Below are 18,416 nucleotides of genomic sequence, written 5' to 3'. Positions count from 1 at the left end.
TTGATTATTAGACGTTTTAAATGGAGAAGGGTTTCGTATGACTAAACTGATGACTGACCTTTATCAGATTATGGTTGTCCTTTATGCAATCAGCATTATGTTTTATTTTGTCGATTATTTTTATAAGAAAGTGATTATTCGCCGGACGGCTTTTTGGCTAATATCGATTGTTTGGATAATGCAAACCGCTTTTATTGTTATGAATGTGCTTGAAACAAGACGATTCCCGATTTTATCCCTTTCTGAAGGCATTTATTTTTATGCGTGGCTGCTTGTAACACTGTCGATCTTTTTGCATTGCATTGCAAGGGTCGATTTGCCTGTGTTTTTTATCAATATACTTGGATTTATCTTTATGACCATCCGGCTTTTTGCGCCAAATCATTTGAATCCGGTATTAAAAACTTTGGAATCTGAAATGCTGTTTATACATATAAGTTTTGCCATTTTGTCGTATGCAGCATTTTCGCTTTCCTTTGTTTTTTCCGTTTTGTATCTAATTCTTTATCGCCTGTTAAAAAAGAAAAAATATACAAAACTTTGGTCCAGGCTGCCTTCTTTGTCCCAGACGGCCCAATATATGAATTATTCCGTCATTGTCGCCATTCCGATCATGGTGATCAGTTTATTATTGGGGCTGGAATCGGCCTTTATGAAGGTGGATACCGTTTCCATTTTTGATGCGAAAATTGTCGGGTCTTTCATTGTGCTGATCATTTATGTAGCTGTTCTGATTTTAAAAAGGCGTGGAAAGATTACCGGCTTGTCCTATGCATGGGCGCAAGTCTATGCTTACTTTGTTGTGCTGATTAATTTCTTCCTGGGAAGCAAGCTTTCAGAATTTCATTTATGGTACTAGCAGAAAGGTAGGTTCATCATGAGAAAAATTGTGGTAGGTTCACGCAGAAGTAAATTAGCCCTTACTCAAACAAAATGGTTTATCAATGAATGCAAAAAAGCGGGCATGCCTTTTGAATTTGAAATCAAAGAAATTGTGACAAAAGGCGACCGGATCCTGGATGTCCAATTGTCAAAAGTCGGCGGAAAAGGGCTTTTTGTCAAAGAGATCGAAAAAGCTTTGCTCGATAAAGAAATCGATTTTGCAGTCCACTCGATGAAAGACATGCCGGCCATACTGCCGGAAGGATTGACGATCGGCTGCATTCCAAAGAGGGAAGATCCAAGGGATGTGCTCATTTCAAAAAATCATGTGAAATTTAACGATTTGCCGGAGGGGGCCGTTGTCGGGACAAGTTCTTTGCGGCGCAGTGCGCAACTATTGCAAGTGCGTCCCGATCTTGAAATTAAATGGATCCGTGGAAACATCGATACCCGTTTGAAAAAGTTGGAGACAGAAGGTTTCGACGCCATTATTCTTGCGGCTGCCGGTTTAAACCGGATGGGTTGGTCAAGGGATGTGGTGACAGAATATTTGGATGTGGACATTTGCTTGCCGGCTGTGGCCCAGGGTGCGCTGGGAATCGAGTGCCGCTCGGATGATGATGAACTGTTGACAGAACTTGCAAAATTGACGGATGAACATACAAAACAAGCGGTGATTGCCGAGCGGGCCTTTTTAGCGGCGATGGACGGCGGCTGTCAGGTGCCGATTGCCGGCTATGCGACGGTAAATGGGAATGAAATTACGATGACAGGCCTTGTGGCATCTCCGGATGGTTCAATTTGTTATAAAGAAACCGTGAAGGGTACGGATCCGGAAGAAACAGGAAGAAAACTCGCCCGAATCTTAACAGAACAAGGGGCTTATGATTTAATTGAAAGAGTGAAGGCGGAAGAAAATGCATAAGCCATTGGAAGGGAAAACCATCTTATTGACCGGCACCAAAAAGACGCAATCAATTATCGATCAAATCCAACGGCTTGGCGGCGAAGCGGTCGTGTGTCCGCTCATTAAAACCGTGGAAGTGATTCAGGAAGACGATTTGGAACGGTTGACTCTTTGCCGGACATATGACTGGCTGATTTTTACAAGCCAAAATGGCGTGGAGTTTTTTTGGAAAAAGCTGGTGCGGCATCAATTTCCTTTGTCGCAGATTTCTAGTAAAATTGCAGCTGTAGGTGAAAAAACTGCCGAATTGTTAAAACGGTACGGATTTTCTGTTCATTTTACGCCGTCCGTTTTCAGCGCCGACACTTTTGTACAGGAATTTCCTTCCGTCAGCGGCCATTCCCCGAAGTGTTTATTCATACGGGGAGAATTGGCAAAGGACACATTAAGGAAAGGGCTTCCTTTTCCAATTGATGAATGGACGGTTTATACAACGATTGAAAATAAAGAATCCATTGAAACCTTAATCGGCGCAATACGAAACAGCAAACAGCCGATCATTGTTTTTGCAAGTCCATCAGCTGTTGATTGTTTCAACAAATATGCAGCGCCGATTGTGGGCTGGAGTCGGGCAAAAATCGCCTGCATCGGCCATATTACAAAAGGGGCCGTTGAAAAATATGGGGCCCATGTTACATATTTTCCAAAAAAATATACAATGCAGTCTGTTATTGAAGCGATCACAAAAGGAGAGGAAATGTAATGTCACAATTAGAATTCAGAAGACACCGCAGACTTCGCGCAAACGCCACAATCCGATCCATGGTAAGAGAAAACCATTTGCACAAGGAAGATTTAATTTATCCGATCTTTGTCATTGAAGGGGAAAATATTAAAAACCCGGTAAACTCAATGCCCGGTGTGTATCAGCTTTCTTTGGACAATTTGGATGCGGAAATTGACGAAGTGGTTTCGTTAGGCATTCCTGCCGTCATTTTATTCGGCATTCCTGCCGAGAAAGATGCTCAGGGAACAGGCGCATTCCACGATCATGGCATCGTGCAAAAAGCGACCCGCCAAATCAAAGAACGTTATCCTGATTTAATGGTGATTGCAGATACTTGTCTTTGCGAATATACAAGCCATGGCCATTGCGGTGTAGTGGAGGGGGATAAAATATTAAATGATCCGTCCCTTGACCTGTTAGCCCGGACAGCTGTTTCCCAGGCAAAAGCCGGAGCGGACATCATCGCCCCTTCCAATATGATGGATGGGTTTGTCATTGCGATTCGCAAAGCTTTGGACGAAGCGGGATTCCAGGATGTGCCAATCATGTCCTATGCCGTAAAATATGCTTCCAGCTACTATGGCCCATTCCGTGATGCGGCGGAAGGAGCTCCGAAATTCGGCGACCGCAAAACGTATCAAATGGATCCGGCCAACCGTCTGGAAGCGTTCCGTGAAGCGGAATCCGACATTGAAGAAGGGGCGGATTTCTTAATTGTAAAACCTGCTTTGGCTTACTTGGATATTATTCGAGATGTGAAAAACCGTTATCCCGTTCCTGTGGTTGCTTATAATGTCTCAGGTGAATATTCGATGGTAAAAGCGGCGGCGCAAAACGGCTGGATCGATGAAAAAGCGGTTGTTCTGGAAACATTGGTTGGAATGAAGCGCGCCGGCGCCGACTTGATCATTACTTATCATGCGAAAGACGTAGCTCGATGGTTGGAGGAGAAGTAAGATGCGTACGTATGAAAAATCAATCAAAGCTTTTCAAGAAGCTGTAAACCTGATGCCTGGTGGGGTGAACAGCCCTGTCCGCGCATTCAAATCCGTCAATGGCGATCCGATTTTCATTGAGTCAGGGCAAGGCGCCATGATTCGCGATATTGACGGCAATGAGTATATCGATTATGTCTTAAGCTGGGGACCGCTGATTTTGGGACATGCCCATCCGGATGTGGTAAAAGCGATCCAGGAGCAGGCAGCAAAAGGCAGTTCCTTTGGAGCTCCGACATTATTGGAAAACAAACTTGCCCAAATCGTGATTGACCGGGTTCCTTCGGTGGAAATGGTCCGTTTCGTTTCATCCGGAACGGAAGCGACAATGGCGGCCCTCCGTCTTGCACGTGGCTACACCGGCCGTGACATTATTATGAAATTTGAAGGTTCTTATCATGGCCATGGAGATTCATTATTGATTAAAGCGGGATCCGGTGTTGCCACCCTTGGTTTGCCGGACAGCCCGGGGGTGCCGGCGGATGTCGCAAGAAATACAACAACTGTCCCTTACAATGATTTGGAAGCGGTAAAAGCAACTTTTGAAAAATTAGGGGACAAGATTGCCGCGGTGATTGTGGAACCGGTAGCAGGAAACATGGGGGTTGTTCCTCCGAAACCGGGATTTTTGGAAGGGTTAAGAGAAATTACAAAACAATATGGTGCATTGCTGATTTTTGATGAAGTGATGACAGGCTTCCGGGTGGATTACAATTGCGCCCAAGGCTATTATGGCATTGAACCGGATTTGACCTGCCTGGGCAAAGTGGTGGGCGGCGGCCTGCCAGTAGGCGCCTTTGCAGGAAAACGGGAAATCATGGAAAAGGTTGCGCCAAGCGGACCTGTCTACCAGGCAGGAACATTATCAGGAAACCCATTGGCGATGACCGCAGGGATTGAAACATTATCCCGTTTAACTCCTGAGACGTATGAATATTTTAAAAAGTTGGGCGACATGCTTGAAGAGGGTATTCGTGAAGCGGCAACGAAATACAATATCCCGCATACTGTCAACCGAGCAGGCAGCATGATCGGGCTCTTCTTGACAAATGAGGATGTGGTTGATTTTAAAACTGCCCAAACTTCCGATTTGGAACTGTTTGCCAAATATCATCGCCTCATGCTTGAAGAAGGCATCTACTTGCCGCCGTCCCAATTTGAAGGATTGTTTATTTCTACTGCACATACGGAAGAACATATCGAAAAAACGATTGACGCATTCCACAAAGTATTTGCCAAATTGGCCCGTTAATAATATGAGCGGCTTTTCCTTCTGATGGGAAAAGCCGCTCGTTTTATGGCCGAATTTTTATCATACTTCCGTTTCCCGTGCATAGAGTAGTACGGGAGGGAATCATATGGCAAAAATTGATTGGGAAATGATGACGCAATTTATCTTTTCAAAAGAATATGGAATTGTAGAAGAAGTCGTGTCGGTCCAAGTCATCCCCCGTTGGCAGCAATCTGAAACAGAAGACTCCATTCGTTTAACGGGCATTTATCATATCAAGGCAACCGTAAGATTTAACCCTGCAATCAAACCGACCTTCAGTGAAGGTACTTTAATCGAACATTTGGATTTAAAAGGCGATGAAGGATATTTCGAATATGCAATGCCTTTGGAAGTTGATTTGCCGCGTGAAAAAGTTGCAAAAGACTGCAAACCGGAATTGATTATTGATGATATTTCCTTCTTTGTATACGATGGATCAAGCTGCACATTCAAATGGGAAGTGAATTGTACTTTTGATGAGCCGGTGGCGGGCGCGTTGTTTCAAGTGGAATCCGAAGAGGAAGCGGCTGAAAGTGCGGCAGAAAAAACAGCAGAAAGAGTGGCTGTTGTTGCCACAAATACGGGAGAGGTTTTGGAAACTTCGAAGACGGATCAGCCGCCGGCCACGTTGGAACATCGTCTGGTGAACGAAGAAAGGGAAAAAGGGCAAACGTCAGAAACGCTGCATTTGTTGGAAGATGAATCATTGACAAACTTTGAAAGGTTCAAAAAGCCGTTGAATGAAACGGATCATAAAGAAGCATCAAAGAAAGAAGAAGCAGTTCAAACGTACAACTTTGTAGAAGAGGCGAAAAAGATCCGCAAAGAGGAGGAACAACAAGTAAAACAACAGGCAAATGAATCCTCCAATAAGCTGCATATTGATGACAGATTTAAGTCGCCCTCCGATACGGATGATTTTTATAACGAGCTTTCGGAATCATTCAGTATATTAAAATTCAGATAAGATCGGTCCACAATAGCCAACAGATCAGGGCAAGAAAAAACAATAGCAGCACGTCGCCCGTCGTTGGAACAAAGAGTGTGTGGATGGCGTGGAACACTGTAATCGGTATGCATATATGTTTTGCGTAGAAGCGGACTTTTCGGAGCCAAGGAGGTAATAACCAAGGATTGTAACTTCTTCTTCTTTTTTTTAATAATGACATGGAAATCACTCCTTTCATTTCCTTCGAACTTGAAAACTGCTGATAAATCTTATAAAATGATTTAAGCAATTGCATATATTGATGCGATGAACTGGAAGAGTAAAATGATGTTGCATGCTACAGAGAGGAAACGGCAGCTGAGAAGTTTCCGCATGCACTCATTTGAAGGTAGCCATGGAGCAGCTTTTATGAATGAAGTAGTAAAAGCCGGTTAAACACCGTTATCGGAATGAGAGCTGTTTAGACGTCTTTTGTCTAAATGGAAAAAAGGTGGTACCGCGAAAACTCCTTCGTCCTTTTCGGATAAGGAGTTTTTTATTTTGTCAAAATCGTATAAATTAAAGGAGGAACGTTCATGACAGAAAACATATCAATGCCGACAAAATATGATCCGAAAGCTGTCGAACATGGCCGTTACAAATGGTGGCTGGAAGGGAAGTTTTTTGAGGCGCAGCCTGACAGCGGCAAGAAGCCGTATACGATTGTAATTCCGCCTCCAAACGTAACAGGGAAGCTTCATCTCGGCCATGCCTGGGATACCACATTGCAAGACATCATTATCCGGATGAAACGCATGCAAGGGTATGACGCTTTTTGGCTGCCGGGCATGGACCATGCAGGTATTGCCACACAGGCAAAAGTGGAAGCAAAACTCCGGGAAGAAGGGAAAACACGTTACGATCTTGGCCGCGAAAAGTTTCTCGAAAAGACATGGGAATGGAAGGAAGAATATGCAAGCCATATCCGTGAACAATGGGCGAAATTGGGATTGTCTCTTGACTATACAAAAGAGCGTTTCACGTTGGATGAAGGATTATCCGATGCAGTAAAAGAAGTGTTCGTGAGACTGTATGAAAAAGGACTAATCTACCGCGGCGAGCGCATCATTAACTGGGACCCGGTGGCCCAAACGGCATTATCGGATATCGAGGTCATCTATAAAGAAATTCCGGGCGCTTTCTATCATATGAAATATCCGCTTGCGGACGGTTCAGGCTATTTGGAAGTGGCGACGACACGCCCAGAAACGATGCTTGGAGACACGGCCGTTGCCGTTCACCCTGACGATGACCGTTATAAACAATACATCGGCAAAAAGGTGATCTTACCGATTGTCAATCGTGAAATTCCGGTGATTGCCGATGATTATGTCGATATGGAATTCGGTACGGGTGTAGTGAAAATTACGCCTGCCCATGACCCGAACGACTTTGAAGTGGGCAACCGCCACAATTTGGAACGGATTTTAGTGATGAACGAAGACGGCACAATGAATGAAAATGCGGGCAAATATCAAGGTTTGGACCGCTTCGAATGCCGCAAACAAATCGTGGAGGACTTAAAGGAACAGGGCTTGTTGATCAAAATCGAAGAACATGTGCATTCCGTTGGGCATTCAGAGCGGACTGGCGCCATCGTAGAGCCGTTTTTATCAAAACAATGGTTCGTGAAAATGAAGCCTCTTGCGGAAGCTGCATTAAAATTGCAAGAAGATGAAGCGAATAAAGTGAATTTTGTTCCGCCGCGTTTCGAAAATACTTATCTTCATTGGCTGGAAAACATCCGGGACTGGTGCATTTCCCGTCAGCTTTGGTGGGGCCATCAAATTCCTGCCTGGTATCATAATGAAACAGGCGAAATTTACGTAGGAAAAGAACCGCCGAAAGATGCGGAAAATTGGACGCAAGATCCGGATGTGTTGGATACTTGGTTCTCCAGTGCCCTATGGCCGTTCTCCACAATGGGCTGGCCGGACACAGAAAATGAATTGTATAAACGCTATTATCCGACAGACACCCTTGTAACGGGCTATGACATCATCTTCTTCTGGGTGGCACGCATGATTTTCCAAGCCATCGAATTTACCGGCAAACGTCCGTTCAAAGATGTGCTCATCCACGGTCTGGTGCGCGACGGCGAAGGACGCAAAATGAGCAAATCCCTTGGAAACGGCGTCGATCCGATGGATGTCATCGAAAAATACGGTGCCGATTCCTTGCGATACTTCCTTGCAACAGGTTCCTCGCCTGGCCAGGACATTCGCTATACAAATGAAAAAGTGGAAGCCGTTTGGAATTTCGCCAATAAAATTTGGAATGCATCTCGTTTTGCCCTTATGAACATGAACGGTTTAAAATACGAAGAAATCGATTTGACTGGTGAACTGAACGTAAGCGACAAATGGATTTTAACACGCTTGAACGAAACGATCGAGAAAGTGACGGATTTGGCGGAACGTTATGAATTCGGCGAAGTGGGCCGGGAATTGTATAACTTCATCTGGGATGACTTCTGCTCCTGGTACATTGAAATGGCGAAGCTTCCGTTGTATGGCGATGATGAAGCCGCTAAACTGACAACCCGTTCCGTGTTGGCTTATGTGCTTGACAATACGATGCGCCTGCTTCATCCAATGATGCCGTTCATCACGGAAGAAATTTGGCAACATCTTCCTCACAAAGGAGAATCCATTACGGTTGCCGAATGGCCGAAAGTAAGACCGGAATTCAATTTCAAAGAAGAGTCCAAACATATGAAGCTTCTCATGGACATTATACGTTCCGTGCGTAATATCCGTGCAGAAGTGAATACGCCAATCAGCAAAAAAGTGCCGCTGTATATCAAAGCGAAAGATGCGGATACAGTAAAAATCCTGGAAGAAAATAAAGCTTACCTCGAAAGATTCTGCAATCCGGAACCATTGGTAATCGGCGAACAAATCGAAACGCCTGATAAAGCTATGACAGCCGTGGTGACGGGCGCCGAATTATTCTTGCCGCTTGCCGGATTGATCGACTTGGATGAAGAAATTGCCCGTCTTGAAAAAGAGTTGGATAAGTGGGCGAAGGAAGTAAAATTAGTAACCGGCAAACTATCCAATGAGAATTTCGTGAAAAAAGCGCCTGAAGCTTTGGTTGCCAAGGAAAGGGAGAAATTAAAGGACTATCAGGAAAAATACGATACAGTGAAAAAACGGCTGGATGAATTGAAACAGATGAAATAATTAAAATTTGACGGAAGATCCGCTCAGACCGATGAATGGTTTGGAGCGGATTTTTTTATGGACGGGATTATATTTTTTAAGGCCTGGGGCTATTCTCACAAAAGAAGGTGATAACTGAAACGATAATGCAATCCAATATGGATCATGCCAAAATGATGATACCCCGTTTCATTTGGAGTAAAATAAAGTGGAAGTTAGGAGGCGAATTCATTTTGTTCACATCAATGGAAGATTGCACAAACTTTATGTACCGTTTAAGGGCTGAGAAACATAAAGGCGAACCTTTTCGGGCCATGAATGCCATTTTGCCTTTGCTCAAGAATCCCCATGAAAAGGTGCCTTTTATACATATCGCAGGCTCCAACGGAAAAGGTTCCACAGTAAATTATTTGAGGGAAATTTTGCAAACCGCGGGATATAAAGTGGGAGCCTTTACATCACCCCATTTGGAACGGGTCAACGAACGGATTTCCATCAACGGGTCGGAAATTTCTGACGGGAGATTTTTGGCATTGGCCAACCGATTGTTCCGCGTTATTGAAGAGGAACTTGATGGGGACTATCCGAACTTTTTTGAATTGATGACGCTCATTGCATTTCAGTATTTTGCCGAGGAGCAAGTGGATATTGCATTGATCGAAGCGGGAATCGGCGGACGTTTTGATTGCACGAATGTCATCTCTCCCCTCTGTTCCATCATTACAACGGTTTCCCTTGATCATACCCATATTCTTGGAAATTCTTACAAAGAAATCGCTTATCAAAAAGCGGGAATCATTAAAAGAAATGTCCCTGTCATAACGGCGGTTGCGAACAAGGAGGCATTGGAAGTCATCTGCCGGGAAGCCCGGCAGCAACATGCACCCCTTTTCCTTTACGGGGAAGATTTCTTTGTTTCGGACATACAAACGGATGAAAGGAAACAAAATTTTGCCTACCATTTGGGGAATGTCCATTTAAACATTACTCTAAAAATGATGGGGGCGCATCAAATCGCCAATGCGGGCTGCGCAATAACCGCGGCGACCATATTGAGGAGCATCGGCTTTGCCGGCATTACGGATAAAATCATCCAAACGGCTTTGGAAAAAGCTTTTTGGCCGGGGCGTTTTGAACGGGTGGGCAGCCAAATCATCCTGGACGGCTCCCATAATCCGGAAGGAACTGAAGCGTTGATTCATACGCTAAAACGCCAATATCCGGATAAAAAATATAAATTTATTTATTCAGTCATGGAGGACAAAGATTATCATAAAAGCATTGCGATGATCGACAAAGTGGCCCATGCGGTTTATTTTACGGAACTTCCGGTTCCAAGGGCTGCGAAGGCGGAGGAATTGGCACATTGCTCGGGACATCCTGACAAAGCGGTAAACAAAGACTGGAAAGCGGTCGTGGAACAAGAGATGTCCGGTCTCCAGGAAGATGAACTGCTGGTTGTCACAGGTTCGATCTTTTTCATCGCAGAAGTGCGGAAATTTTTAAAAGCGAAGGAAGAAGCCTATGATTATAAATTTTGACCAATATAAGGAAAGATGGGGTATCCAAAGCGATCCCGCCATCAAGCCGGGCCTTGAAGGAATGACCAGGGCATTGGCCCTTTTAAATAATCCCCATGAAAAACTAAGGGTGGTACACGTGGCGGGAACCAACGGAAAAGGTTCCACCATCGCTTTTTTGGAGCAAATGGCCCTTCATCACGGGCTTTCGGTCGGAAAATTCACTTCACCGTGTATCGTGGACGTCCATGACCAAATTCGAGTAAATCTGCATCCGATTAGCCGAAAAGAAATGGACCGGGTGTTCGAAACAATGAAGAATGCGGGAATAAGCGGATTGTTGACGGATTTTGAGCTCCTTACTTGCGCGGCATTCCTGCATTTTGCCAATGAACAAACGGATTTGGTTCTCCTTGAAACGGGTCTGGGCGGATTGGAAGATAGCACAAATGTCGTCGATCCGCTTGTTTCCATCATTACAAGCATTGATTTTGACCATACAAACATTTTGGGCGATACCCTTGAACAAATTGCCCATCATAAAGCCGGAATCATTAAGAAAGGAAAACCTGCGATCATCGGCAGTTTGCAGGAGGAGGCCCTATCCGTCATAAAAAGGAAGGCAGCCTTGGAAAATTCCCCTTTATCCGTTTATGGGAAAGATTTTTATGTCCATCCAGGCAGGGAGGGGGAAGAATATATCTATTTGAAAGCAGATGTGGCAATTGATCGGCTGACAAGAAAAATGGCTGGGGCTCACCAACGGATCAACATGGCTTTGGCAATTACCGCCTTTTTGGAAGTAGTTGAAAATCTCCGGTTGAATGCAAATGTTGATTCCATCCGAAAGGCGGTGGAAAAGACAAGCCTCGCCGGCCGCTTTGAACAAGTGTTTCCGAAGGTGTATTTTGACGGAGCCCATAATCCCGCAAGCATCGGGAAACTTGTTGAAACCATCAAGCAGCAATTTCCAAACGAAACCATACGATTTGTCATCGGCATGGTGAGGGATAAGGACATTGAAAATGTGCTGCGTTTGCTGGAAACCGTCAGCGATGAGTTTTACTTTGTCGATTTTGAAAATCCCCGTGCCGCAAAAGCAAAGGATCTAATGCAACTTTCAAGAGCGAAGAAAAAAGAAATAGTGGAAAATTGCGCATCTTTTATCCAATCAAGCGCACATTTTGATGGAGTAACGATTGTCACCGGCTCACTTTATTTGCTTGCGGAAATCCGGAATCAATTAATATCTTCATCGGCATTAGCTGAATGAAATAGATTCATGCATTGAATTGCATAGCAGTAGTTTCACCCTTTTCTAACGAATTCATCTATTTGGATTATCATTTTCAATAACAATGAAACATATGAAATAATGTGGACATGGTTCGGCCATCGGAAATGTCCGGATTTGTATATCGAAAAGGGTGATTCGATGAAGTTTCCTCATATCATTGGCCGGAAAGAAATGATCAGGGCAGCTCTATCGGGTTCTATTACGGGACTGGTCGGTGTTCTAGTATTTATGATTATATTGAATTCCATGAATTCCACTTACACTGAAGAGAAGCAGCAAAATGAATTGATTCCCGTAAGTTCCCAGCAAACGGAAGAGAAAAAGGAGAATGAATACTCCGAGCAATTTTATGCGAAGCAGCACGGAGTTTTTTCCACTTTTGAGAAAGCGTCGGAATTTGTTTACGGCCATTCCAGTTTAAATACAAGCGCTGTCGTTGAAATCGACGGTAATTTTTATGTATGGTCAGGCGTCGCGACCTCCAAAGATGACATCGTTTTAACGGAGGATCCGCCATCCTTTGTAAAACCTTTTACGCTGTCAGCGGAAGGGTGCAAAAAGCCGGCTTTAAAAAACCTCCCGTCCTTGCTGAAAAATGACGATTCTCTAAAATTAAATTTTGAGGGGGGCAAAAAAATGGGCGACCTGCCTCCGGATTGGGAGTCGATCACCTTTGCATTATCAAGCATCTCAAACGATTTGTCGGTTGTCCGGATGCATCTGTTGGCCCATTATTTTACTGAAAATGACTGTTTGAAAATTAAATTTTAATCCCCAAAAAAGGGTCAAATTTTAAATTTCCTATAGTTCGATGAGTTTTTCAAAATGCCATTCCTCGGCTATATTATGATTATAGGAGGAATGGAAATGAAATTTAAAACAAAACATCAACTCGTTTTAGCGTCAGCCTCACCAAGAAGAAAGGAACTGTTTTCAAAGCTGGGAGTCCCTTTTGAGGTGATTCCGAGCAGCGTTGAAGAAACCGGTGTGCATGCATCGGATTTTAAAGACTATGTTCAAAAAGTGGCTCTGTTAAAGACGAAAGATGTGGCAACGAATTGCCCGGGTAAAACGGTTATTGGCGCGGATACGATTGTTGTTTTCAACAATGAGCTTCTTCATAAACCAAAAACGCCGGAAGAAGCGATACGGCATCTGGAAAAGCTTTCATCGAATCGCCATCAAGTCATGACGGCCGTGGCAATCATCACAAAAGACAGGCAAGCGGAATCCTTTGTGGAAGTAACGGACGTGTATTTTAAAAACCTTCCTAGAAAATTGATAGAAAAATACGTGGAAACAAAAGACCCTTTTGATAAAGCCGGTGGTTACGGAATCCAGACGGGCGGGGCTTTGTTCATTGACCGCATTGAAGGGGATTACAATACGGTTGTCGGATTGCCGATTGCATCCCTGTTTGAAAAATTGGTGGAACTTGATATCATCGAACTATAGGAGGTATGTGGAGGATGTCCGTCAGGGCTTTTCCTGACTTGATGATTCGCGATTTGCACGTGGATGATCGTCCGAGGGAAAGGCTTATTAAACAGGGGCCGCAAAGTTTATCGAATCAGGAACTGATCGCGATTTTGTTAAGAACGGGAACGAAGCAGGAATCGGTGTTGTCAATAGCCAACCGGGTAATCAATTACTTCGAAAAATTGCATGAATTAAAACATGCCACATTGGAAGAAATCATGTCGATAAAAGGGATTGGACAAGCCAAAGCGGTTCAGCTGCTGGCGGCAATCGAACTGGGCAGGAGGCTCTCCCAGAAGCAGGTGGATTCACGCTTTACCATCAGATCCCCCAAAGATGCCGCCTCATTTCTGATGCCTGAAATGTCTTCTTTGCAGCAAGAACATTTTGTGGCGTTGTTTTTGAATGTGAAAAATCAAGTGATTCATAAACAAACCATCTTTATCGGCAGCCTGAATTCCTCCATTGTCCATCCCCGCGAAATTTTTAGAGAGGCGGTAAAGCGTTCGGCAGCGTCCATCATTTGCGCCCATAATCATCCAAGCGGGAATGCCTCGCCGAGCCCGGAAGACATCGAAGTGACAAAAAGGCTGCAGGAAGCCGGATTTATTATCGGCATTGAATTGATTGATCACATCATCATTGGCGATCATCAATATATCAGTCTGAAAGAACAGGGATATATTTAAAAAAAGTGTCAACTATGACATATTGGTTTCAAAAAAGTCGAAAGGCCCTGATTGTCCGGGTTTTCGACTTTTTTCGTGACATTTGCGTTTCAGCGAACCTTAATTCGTCATGTTCGTCTTAATTAAAGCGGGCTTTGTAAAAAGATTGTAAAATTTAACAAGGGTTTTTTCATTGTCTCATTCACAATTTCGCAATACAATGATAAATGCGAAAAATGTAGGGGCTGCATAAATAAGTGGGAAAAAATGTTTGCACCACTATAATTTTTCGGCTTTATCCGCTATAATAAAATTTATGATTTTGGACAGTCTTAGAGAAATAAAGGAGTTAATAGAAAGGGAGTACAAAATTTGTTAGGACTAGGGAATAAAGACGTAGGTATTGACCTTGGCACAGCGAATACATTAGTTTTTGTCAAAGGAAAAGGAATCGTTTTACGCGAGCCATCCGTTGTGGCGAAAAATACAAAAACGGGAGAAATTGTTGCGGTAGGCAATGAAGCGAAAAAGATGATCGGCCGTACACCCGGATCCATAGTTGCCATTCGTCCGATGAAGGATGGGGTGATTGCGGATTTTGACATTACGACTGCAATGATTCAATATTATTTGAAACAAGCATTAAAAAATTCCGGATTAAAATGGAAAAAACCGAATGTCATGATTTGCGTACCTTATGGCATCACTTCCGTCGAAGAACGGGCGGTGATTGATGCGGCCCGCCAAGCCGGTGCAAAAGAAGCTTTTACAATCGAAGAACCATTTGCTGCCGCCATTGGCGCAGATCTTCCGGTTTGGGATCCGACAGGTTCGATGGTTGTGGACATCGGGGGAGGAACGACGGAAGTTGCCGTCATCTCTTTGGGCGGCATCGTCACAAGCGAATCGGTTCGGATTGCCGGCGATGCGATGGACCAAGCAATCATCAGTTATATCCGCAAAACATATAACTTGACGATTGGTGAACGGACGGCAGAACAAATCAAAATGGAAATCGGTACTGCACGCGTCGATGATGTGGACGAAACGATGGAGATCCGAGGAAGAGACCTTGTGACGGGCTTGCCAAAAACGATAGTCATTTCAGCAAGCGAAATTTCGGAATCTCTGAAAGAAGCGATTGCCGCCATCATAGACGGCGTGAAGAAAACATTGGAAAAAACTCCGCCGGAACTTTCCGCCGATGTGATGGAAAGAGGCATTGTACTTACCGGCGGAGGTGCGCTATTAAGAAATCTTGATAAAGTTATCAGCGATGAAACGAAAATGCCGGTGTTTATTGCCGAAAATCCATTGGATTGTGTAGCGATTGGTACTGGAAAAGCGCTGGAACATATTGATTTAATTCGTTCCCAGCAGTTGAAAAAATAGGGGGGATAGCGATGCCACATTTGTCCAATAAAAGAATTATCATGATTTTAATTGGTTTGATTGTGATTGTGGCATTGGTCAGCTTTTCATTGCGCGATCGTCAAAATGCGACTCTCCCCGAACAATTTATCAAAGATTCAGTTGGCTTAGCACAAAGCATTGTTGCTAAGCCGGCTAACTATATAACAAACCTTTTCCAGGATATCCAATCTCTGTTAAATACTTATGAAGAAAACCAGCGATTGAAAATGAGATTGGAAGATTTCGCTGCTCTTCAGGCGGAAGTGAATACTTTAAAATCGGAAAATAAAGAGTTGCGAAAACTATTGGACAATGAAGATAGTTTAAGAGATTATGAGCCAATCCGTGCCACGGTCATTGCAAGAAATCCCGATCAGTGGGAAGAAAAAATCATTATCAATAAGGGGTCTTCCCATGGGGTTAAGAAAAACATGGCCGTTATGACGACAAGCGGATTGATTGGAAAAGTGAGTTTAGTAACGCCATTTACGGCTGAAGTGGAATTGTTATATACAAATAATCCAAATTTCCGGGTGTCAGCAATGGTTCAAAGTGAAAAAAATGTCGCTTATGGTTTGATTGAAGGATATGACGAAAAGCGTAATGAATTAATTTTGAAACGCATCGATTCCAGTTTGGAAATTAATAAAGGAGATAAAGTAGTCACTTCCGGATTAGGGGGAATCTTCCCGAAAGGCATTCTGATCGGCGAAATTTCAGAAGTGACAACGGAAGATTTCGGCTTGACAAAAATGGCTTATATACGGCCTTCAGCCGATTTTTCCATGCTTGAAAAAGTGATGATTGCCAAACGCAGTGCAACAGTAATTGATGGTGCAGACGGTGAAGGAACAAATGCAGACTTGACAAATAATACGGGCATACCAGGCGAGGGTGAAGATTGATGTGGATCCGTTTCATGATTCCGGCTGTAGCAATCATATTATTTTTATTGGAGCCCGAGTTTGCTTTGTTCTCACCGATTGAATGGAACGGGGAACTCTTTTATTTTGTGCCCCGTTTTCTTATACTTTATTTAATTTTTCTCTCCATTTATTACAATCCTAAGCGTGCGGCTACCTACGGTTTGATTTTTGGACTCTTGTATGATGTGTTTTACATTGATATTATTGGATTGTATACAGTGTTGTACCCATTGATGTGTTTTCTTGCCAATTGGACCATCAAATATATCCACCAACACTTGACTTTTACAACAATTTTATCCGTATTGCTGGTAGCCTTAATGGAATTGGTTTTATATATTTTTTTCCATCATATTATTCACTTTACGAATTTGGCATTTACTGAATTTTTCGTTAAGCGATTAATTCCTTCAATCTTTGCAAACTTGATTTATTTAATGATGCTTGGTTGGGCATTTAAATATTTAATTGACGCCCGGGTATTGCAAAAGCTTCGTGAACTTTCTTAATTTAATCTGGCGAGAGGTGTCACTCTTATGAAAAATCAGCTTGTCCATATGAAGGGGACAAAGGACGGTTTAGTGCTTCGGCTTGATGACCAGTGCGCCTACCAAGACTTAGTGGAAGAACTTGAGAGGAAAGTATCAGAAGGTGGAATTGACGGCAGAGTGAATGTCTCTCTCGATTTAGGCTATCGCTACCTTCTTGAGCAGCAGAAACAAGAATTGATCAATATCATTGAGCACCCCGGTAAAATGGTCGTATCGAAAGTGCTTAGCAATGTCATTACGGTGGATGAAAACAATGCAAAGATGCAAGGCAATCTATGTGATACATATGTAGGCATTGTACGTTCAGGACAAGTTATACAGGCCCCGGGAGATATTATCGTGATCGGTGACGTAAATCCAAACGGAAAAATTGAAGCCGGCGGAAATATATTTGTAATGGGGAAGTTGAAAGGCATTGCACATGCAGGCATTGGCGGGGACCGGGAGGCGATTGTCGCCGCTTCCTGGTTTGAACCGACCCATGTTTATATTGCTGATGTAATTGAAGTGATGTCGAATGAAAAACCAATCGTAAAAGAACATGCGGAGCAATTATTTGCATATATAAATAAAGAAGGAAACATTTCTTATGACCGGTTGCAGGAAGCCCGAAAAATACGGCCATTACTCAACACTAAAGGAGGTAGCTAATGTGGGGGAAGCGATTGTAATAACTTCAGGTAAAGGCGGAGTCGGAAAAACTACGACAGCAGCTAACCTAGGTACAGCACTGGCACTTCAAGGCAAAAAAGTATGCCTGGTGGATACTGACATTGGTCTCCGAAATTTGGATCTCGTACTTGGTCTGGATAATCGTATCATCTATGATTTGGTGGATGTGGTGGAAGGGCGCTGCAAAATTCATCAAGCCTTGGTGAAAGACAAACGTGTTGATGATAAGTTGTATTTGTTGCCTGCTGCCCAGACGACAGATAAAAATGCCGTGACACCTGAACAAATGAAAGAATTGATCAATGAGTTAAAAAGGGAATTTGAATACGTTTTAATTGATTGTCCTGCGGGCATTGAACAAGGATACCGGAATGCGATAGCCGGTGCGGATAGTGCAATCGTTGTTACAACCCCTGAAATATCCGCAGTAAGAGATGCGGACAGGGTGATAGGTTTGCTTGAAAAAGAAGAAATTAATCCCCCTAAACTGATTATCAACCGGGTCCGAAAAGATTTAATCAATCAGGGGGATGCAATGAACATTAATGAAATTACAACACATCTTTCCATTGATCTATTGGGAATCATTGTTGATAACGAAGATGTCATTGCCTCATCCAATAAAGGGGAACCGATTGTCATGGATCCCAATAACAAGGCTTCTTTAGGCTATCGAAACATCGCCCGTAGAATTTTGGGTGAATCGGTGCCATTAATGACTTTGGAAGAAGAACATAAAGGGGTATTCAAGAAATTAATGTCTATTTTTTCAAGATGATAGATTTGCAGGAAAAAGACTGTAAAAAGATTCGACGCTTTGTGATCGGACAACCATTGCCACATCGATGAGAAAACGGAACAAGCAAAGCGGACGGAACTTTTAAACAGTCTTTT

Annotated in this window: 17 protein-coding genes and 1 other annotated feature; all 17 genes read left to right on the top strand. The window is 43.4% G+C overall.

Annotated features, from left to right (window positions below):
- The first annotated feature begins 37 nt into the window (after positions 1–37).
- The 17 genes from ccsA to minD all read left to right on the top strand — a co-directional run bounded on the left by ccsA (position 38) and on the right by minD (position 18,300).
- Complete coding sequence (ccsA, locus tag FKZ59_RS11485; RefSeq protein WP_141602903.1) at positions 38–859, top strand: cytochrome c biogenesis protein CcsA; 822 nt, start codon at positions 38–40, stop codon at positions 857–859.
- 18 nt (positions 860–877) lie between these two features.
- On the top strand, positions 878–1,807 hold the full coding sequence (gene hemC, locus FKZ59_RS11480) for a hydroxymethylbilane synthase (RefSeq protein ID WP_141602902.1): 930 nt from the start codon (positions 878–880) through the stop codon (positions 1,805–1,807).
- Positions 1,800–2,552, top strand: a complete 753-nt coding sequence (locus FKZ59_RS11475) for a uroporphyrinogen-III synthase (protein WP_141602901.1) — start codon at positions 1,800–1,802, stop codon at positions 2,550–2,552. The genes hemC and FKZ59_RS11475 overlap by 8 nt, the downstream gene beginning before the upstream one ends.
- A complete protein-coding gene (gene hemB / locus FKZ59_RS11470) occupies positions 2,552–3,532 on the top strand; it encodes a porphobilinogen synthase (RefSeq protein WP_141602900.1) in 981 nt (326 codons plus the stop codon). Before FKZ59_RS11475 ends, hemB begins: the two co-directional genes overlap by 1 nt.
- 1 nt (position 3,533) lies before the next feature.
- Positions 3,534–4,823 (top strand): glutamate-1-semialdehyde 2,1-aminomutase, encoded by a 1,290-nt coding sequence (hemL, locus tag FKZ59_RS11465; protein ID WP_141602899.1) that lies wholly within the window; start codon positions 3,534–3,536, stop codon positions 4,821–4,823.
- Positions 4,824–4,929: 106 nt separating this feature from the next.
- Positions 4,930–5,811, top strand: coding sequence for a hypothetical protein (locus FKZ59_RS11460; RefSeq protein ID WP_141602898.1), 882 nt, complete (start codon positions 4,930–4,932; stop codon positions 5,809–5,811).
- A 279-nt stretch (positions 5,812–6,090) separates the two neighbouring features.
- Positions 6,091–6,314: a binding site (T-box leader), on the top strand.
- Positions 6,315–6,368: 54 nt separating this feature from the next.
- Positions 6,369–9,017: a valine--tRNA ligase gene (locus tag FKZ59_RS11450; protein ID WP_141602896.1), complete on the top strand. Its 2,649-nt coding sequence runs from the start codon at positions 6,369–6,371 to the stop codon at positions 9,015–9,017.
- A 212-nt stretch (positions 9,018–9,229) separates the two neighbouring features.
- Positions 9,230–10,537, top strand: coding sequence for a bifunctional folylpolyglutamate synthase/dihydrofolate synthase (locus tag FKZ59_RS11445; protein WP_141602895.1), 1,308 nt, complete (start codon positions 9,230–9,232; stop codon positions 10,535–10,537).
- Positions 10,521–11,789, top strand: a complete 1,269-nt coding sequence (locus tag FKZ59_RS11440; RefSeq protein ID WP_141602894.1) for a bifunctional folylpolyglutamate synthase/dihydrofolate synthase — start codon at positions 10,521–10,523, stop codon at positions 11,787–11,789. Before FKZ59_RS11445 ends, FKZ59_RS11440 begins: the two co-directional genes overlap by 17 nt.
- Positions 11,790–11,951: 162 nt before the next feature.
- The gene (locus tag FKZ59_RS11435; RefSeq protein ID WP_141602893.1) at positions 11,952–12,584 is read left to right on the top strand and encodes a hypothetical protein; all 633 of its coding nucleotides are present in this window, start codon (positions 11,952–11,954) and stop codon (positions 12,582–12,584) included.
- 96 nt (positions 12,585–12,680) lie between these two features.
- Positions 12,681–13,268: a Maf family protein gene (locus FKZ59_RS11430; protein WP_141602892.1), complete on the top strand. Its 588-nt coding sequence runs from the start codon at positions 12,681–12,683 to the stop codon at positions 13,266–13,268.
- Between the two features lie 14 nt (positions 13,269–13,282).
- On the top strand, positions 13,283–13,981 hold the full coding sequence (gene radC, locus FKZ59_RS11425) for a RadC family protein (RefSeq protein WP_141602891.1): 699 nt from the start codon (positions 13,283–13,285) through the stop codon (positions 13,979–13,981).
- Between the two features lie 351 nt (positions 13,982–14,332).
- Complete coding sequence (locus FKZ59_RS11420; RefSeq protein ID WP_141602890.1) at positions 14,333–15,352, top strand: rod shape-determining protein; 1,020 nt, start codon at positions 14,333–14,335, stop codon at positions 15,350–15,352.
- A gap of 11 nt (positions 15,353–15,363) precedes the next feature.
- A complete protein-coding gene (gene mreC, locus FKZ59_RS11415) occupies positions 15,364–16,278 on the top strand; it encodes a rod shape-determining protein MreC (protein ID WP_141602889.1) in 915 nt (304 codons plus the stop codon).
- On the top strand, positions 16,278–16,808 hold the full coding sequence (gene mreD, locus FKZ59_RS11410) for a rod shape-determining protein MreD (RefSeq protein ID WP_141602888.1): 531 nt from the start codon (positions 16,278–16,280) through the stop codon (positions 16,806–16,808). Before mreC ends, mreD begins: the two co-directional genes overlap by 1 nt.
- Positions 16,809–16,835: 27 nt before the next feature.
- On the top strand, positions 16,836–17,501 hold the full coding sequence (locus FKZ59_RS11405; RefSeq protein WP_141602887.1) for a septum site-determining protein MinC: 666 nt from the start codon (positions 16,836–16,838) through the stop codon (positions 17,499–17,501).
- Between the two features lies 1 nt (position 17,502).
- Positions 17,503–18,300, top strand: a complete 798-nt coding sequence (gene minD, locus FKZ59_RS11400) for a septum site-determining protein MinD (protein ID WP_141602886.1) — start codon at positions 17,503–17,505, stop codon at positions 18,298–18,300.
- Positions 18,301–18,416 lie beyond the last annotated feature (116 nt).

Origin of the sequence: Ureibacillus terrenus (assembly GCF_006569205.1) — a bacterium.
Lineage (GTDB): Bacteria > Bacillota > Bacilli > Bacillales_A > Planococcaceae > Ureibacillus > Ureibacillus terrenus.
The sequence above is the reverse complement of the archived record's forward strand: the minus strand, read 5'-3'. Positions and strand labels throughout refer to the sequence as shown.